General features: G+C 53.7%; 4 protein-coding genes and 1 pseudogene. All 5 read right to left on the reverse strand.

The features are described from left to right. Positions 1–896: pseudogene (locus JIG40_RS00005) on the reverse strand (hypothetical protein); the annotation flags it as partial. Beyond that, the gene (locus JIG40_RS00010) at positions 893–1,423 is read right to left on the reverse strand and encodes a hypothetical protein (RefSeq protein WP_199464556.1); all 531 of its coding nucleotides are present in this window, start codon (positions 1,421–1,423) and stop codon (positions 893–895) included. The pseudogene JIG40_RS00005 and the gene JIG40_RS00010, both read right to left, overlap by 4 nt. Then, positions 1,405–2,451 carry a baseplate J/gp47 family protein gene (locus tag JIG40_RS00015; protein ID WP_199464557.1) on the reverse strand — a complete coding sequence of 349 codons (1,047 nt, stop codon included), beginning with the start codon at positions 2,449–2,451 and terminating at the stop codon, positions 1,405–1,407. Before JIG40_RS00015 ends, JIG40_RS00010 begins: the two co-directional genes overlap by 19 nt. Beyond that, positions 2,448–2,834 carry a phage GP46 family protein gene (locus tag JIG40_RS00020; RefSeq protein WP_158125663.1) on the reverse strand — a complete coding sequence of 129 codons (387 nt, stop codon included), beginning with the start codon at positions 2,832–2,834 and terminating at the stop codon, positions 2,448–2,450. Before JIG40_RS00020 ends, JIG40_RS00015 begins: the two co-directional genes overlap by 4 nt. Next, positions 2,831–3,370: a phage baseplate assembly protein gene (locus JIG40_RS00025; protein WP_348541329.1), complete on the reverse strand. Its 540-nt coding sequence runs from the start codon at positions 3,368–3,370 to the stop codon at positions 2,831–2,833. Before JIG40_RS00025 ends, JIG40_RS00020 begins: the two co-directional genes overlap by 4 nt. Positions 3,371–3,372: the final 2 nt, after the last annotated feature.

Consider the following 3,372-nt stretch of genomic DNA (forward strand, 5'->3'; position numbering starts at 1 on the left):
CCTTGAAATGCATCAAGCTGAACACTGCTAAATGCTCGTCCTGAATCAATCCCACGCCCTTGGTCAAGCACACGGAAGAACTCACCGCCCGTTTCTGGGAAATCAATCATTCCAGTTCCAGCACTGACAAACTCCGGAAAAGTTTCAGCTAAGCGCCAAAACACGGCAGTCGGCACCGAGTTACCGAGCACATTCAGAGTGCCTTCTGGAAAGGTCAGACTCATCCATGGCCAAAGCGGCGTACCGCTGCGCGCTTTCTTGTATGGCGTCCAGTAGAATGGTTTTGTATCGTCAATCCAACCTGCTTGGCGATTGGTCATATCTAAAGGGTTTTTTCCTGCTAGTGATTCAACGTTTGAGTACCACTCCCAATAACTGACTTTTCCGTCTGTCACCGTGTAGCAAACTTCTCCACCCTGGTAGATACGGTTTGGGTCATAGGGTAGGAACTGAGTAACAGATGATTGTGAGTATTTATGCAAATGCACCTCAACCAACTCGGTCTCTGTCATATACTCACCATGTTTGAAGACGACATCACCCGGCTCACCGGTGATCGCTGCTTTCAACGTCACCATGCCGCCGATACCTTTTGGCAGTGCGATTTTGGGAGTCTCACACTCGATCACAGTTTGGCCGTTGGCATCCAACACATCGATGCGGTGCAAGTACTCATCAAAATGCTGCTCGATGGGCAGGTTTATGATGAAGGTGAGTACGCCATTCTCATCGTAGTAACTGGTTTCTATCGTGTCTTCATGGAATGCATACAGTGATTCATTGAGGGCGTCATGGGTTAACTCACCAACGAGCCGATACTGAGTGACAGTATCGCTTAGCTCACTGTTTAAAATGTCTATCCCGTGCTGAGTTGGGATAGCTTGGAGTGTGCTCATTCGGTCTCTCCTAGTTCGAGTTGCCAACTAATGGCGGTGGAGCAAAAGGTTTCAGCGGTGCCAGAAATCGCGAGCTGTAAACTGAACTCTGGCTTCATGGTCAGTGCCGTGGTTTCGACTATGCTGGCTTGCGCCTCAAGCGGATAGAGCCAGTGAAACTCGGTGTGTGGTAAGCGCTTTTCTTCAAAGGCAGCAAACGCGGCATTGTTGTCATAGGAGTACAGGTCGATCTTAATCAGGTTCGGAGTTGCCTTATCGTCATACACTCGGCCAACACCGCCATTCTCTGTCAGCAGCGCCTGATAGTCGCTGATTTTCCAGCCGAACAACGCTTCCTTAAAGTCGGTCAGCAGGGACAGTTCAATGTCATCGTGCGTGGCTTTGAAATCGGTGGCCATTGCTTCAATGAGGCTGGTCAGCTCCGGGTTGTCGGCTTCCTGCCAGTATTGCCCTTTGGGCAACAGGGCTCGGATGGCCTGCGCAAAGTTTTCCGCGCTGTAATCGATGATTACGCTGGAGGTGTCCATGTCACGTCTCCTAATACATGAATCTGATGGCTCTGAATCGTCACTTCATCGGTTGGCGATTTCACAATGAAGTTGGTGGTGACACTCGATACTGTCAGTACAATTTCCGTCGGTGTGATGGATTCCGGATTGCCCGTCTCGGCGTTGATTTTACCCATTTTGCTTTGTACCAGGCTCTGCAGCGCAGTGACCACGTCATCACGAACTGATTGGTCTTCAATGCCCTGAATCTCAATGTTCAGCAGAACATGTTCAGGCAGTAAAGCGATGGGATGACAACCGGCCAGACGATGCGCTTCGAAGGTTTGCTGAACAAGGCTTATCACTTCGCTGCTCAGTGTCGGGTCAGCGGTGCGACGGCCGATATATACTTCCACCATGCCGCGCTCCGGGGTGTTATCCAGTGCCCAGGCAAAGTCGACATCGGTATGCGCTGACGTTGCCCAGGCTTCATAATCTTCCGCTTTGCCGATCAGGTCGTTTTTCTCGTAGGCCACAATCACCCGGGCGCGCCAGTGTTCTAGGGTTTCAATGTCGGCGCCGCCTTCAATGCCAAGGCTCTGAACCTGAGTCGGGTCGATACCGCCTAAGCCTTCGGACAGGGTCAGAATGTTTCCAGCTGGCAGATTGCTGGCACTGCCGGACACGCGCGCAATCACGCTGATCGGCACGTCACTGTATTGCTCTTTGGTGGTTTCGTATTCATTGCCGGCAGCGTCGGTCAGCAACGTTGCTTTGGGGATAACCACCACGCCACCGAGCTGAGTAAACCGGACGGTGCCTGATGCGAACGTGGGCAGCAGGCGTGGCGTATCATGGCGATTGGCATGCAGATAAAGCCAGGCTTCAGAGCAGGTTTCAGGATGAAGCTGGCGAAACAGCAAATCCTGATAGCCGTACTGACCGTAACTCACGCCCGCAATCGCGCACGCGATGGCATCAATCGCCGGTGTGTTCTGCCCGGTTTTCGCCATCAGTGTCGATTTGGCGCGATCGATAAGTGTCTGCAGGCTGCGTTGTGTACTCATAGTGTGACCTTGAACGTGGTGTCATCGGTGAGGGTAATGATCACATCACGCCCCATCTGATTGGGTTTCGCTTCCCATACGGAAACCGCCACGGCTTTGGCGTGGCCGTCGGTGATGAGCCAGGCCAGCGCGTCTTCATAAAAGCGTTTGGCCATGACGAGCGTCTGCGGGGTGAGCTTATCGCGGCGCAAGGTCCAGTCGCGTGAACCTACGATGGTCAGCAGTTCGTCGCTCCAGTTGCCGCCGCGTTCGTCTTCGGCCATTCGCGCGCGGTCGTTCTGTGTCGACTCGCTGTGGTTGTAAATGCTCTGCCAGACGGCGTGTGTCATACCTTCCTCGGAGTGCATCGGTGCCGTGACTGCGCTTAAGCGGAAATAGTTCATGATTTGTTTGGCCCGTCAGAAGTGCGTTGGTTGTTGTCGTCCAAATAGTCGTGAGTGTGGGTTTCGACGGTAACGCCCGCAAACTTGCCGGAGCTGCCGCCAACGCTGCCCGCGACGTTGAGGTTTCCCCCGATGTCCACATTGCCGGAGAACGAAACTTGGGGCGCGGTGACATCCACTTTGGGCGCTGTAACGCTGACATCGCCTGCAGCCGTGATGTCCAGTTTTGCCTTAGTGTTCACCTTGATACCGTCTGCGGTGAAGTGAACCAGATTCCCCTTGTCATCGAGCATGGCGACCTCTCCCGGCTGCAGCGCCATCTGGTAACGTTCGTCTTCCACATTGACGGTGATACCGCGTGCGGTAACGCCCCCGATAAACAGGTTGTAGGTTTTGGCGCCCACCAACGGACGGCTCATAAAGCCGTAGTTGTGCACGCGGCGGATGCGATCGTTGGTGCGGCCCGTGGCAGTTTTAATCTGTAGCCACTGCGTCTCTGCTCCTTTGACCGTGCCGGTGCCAACCAGATTCTTAATCC

Origin of the sequence: Vibrio sp. bablab_jr001 (assembly GCF_016464285.1) — a bacterium.
Taxonomy (GTDB): Bacteria; Pseudomonadota; Gammaproteobacteria; order Enterobacterales; family Vibrionaceae; genus Vibrio; species Vibrio fluvialis.

Bases quoted from the DNA above. Each gene is read 5' to 3' on its own strand.
- JIG40_RS00010 (WP_199464556.1), bottom strand. From the start codon at position 1,423: ATGGACACCTCCAGCGTAATCATCGATTACAGCGCGGAAAACTTTGCG.
- JIG40_RS00015 (WP_199464557.1), bottom strand. From the start codon at position 2,451: ATGAGTACACAACGCAGCCTGCAGACACTTATCGATCGCGCCAAATCG.
- JIG40_RS00020 (WP_158125663.1), bottom strand. From the start codon at position 2,834: ATGAACTATTTCCGCTTAAGCGCAGTCACGGCACCGATGCACTCCGAG.